A 660-nucleotide genomic window follows, 5' to 3' on the forward strand; every position below is an offset into this window, starting at 1 on the left:
GGACATGGAGCCGCTGGTCGAGGTGGTGCAGGACACGTGCGGCCGGCACGACGCTTTCGCGCTCGCCTGCGCGGCCAAATATTACGACGACATCGGCTATCCCGGCCACACCAACTGCTCGGAGAATTTTAACCGCGCGCTGGCCGACAAGGGCGTCACGCCCCGCGCAGGCTGGATGGCGATCAACTTCTTCTTCAACACGGCGATCGACGCGCATGGCGTCATGGTCTCCGACGAACCATGGTCTCGCCCAGGCGACTATGTGCTGCTGCGGGCGCTGACCGACATCGTCTGCGTTTCCTCCGCCTGCCCCGACGATACGACGCCGGCCAATGGCTGGAACCTGACCGACATCCATGTGCGAACCTATTCCGGCCAGCACAAATTCTCGCGAGCGATCGCCAGACGAATGACGCCCGATTCGGAACCCAAAATGACCCGCGAGACAGCTTTTCATTCGAGCTTTGCCAAGCACACCCGCAACTTTGTCGAGTACAGGGGCTACTGGCTGGCCAATGCCTTCGCCAAGGAAGGTCCCATCGACGAATACTGGGCCTGCCGGCAGGATGCCGTGATCATGGACCTGTCGCCGCTGCGCAAATTCGAGGTCACCGGCCCGGATTCCGAAGCGCTGCTGCAATACACGCTGACCCGCGACGT

At 62.1% G+C, this 660-nt stretch carries 1 protein-coding gene; it reads left to right on the plus strand.

The genetic code is table 11. From position 1 onward, the window contains the following. A partial coding sequence (locus AC1DX0_RS36745; protein ID WP_477359546.1) for a DUF1989 domain-containing protein occupies positions 1-660 on the plus strand: 660 nt, incomplete at both ends.

Source organism: Mesorhizobium sp. P3_A9 (assembly GCF_056402975.1).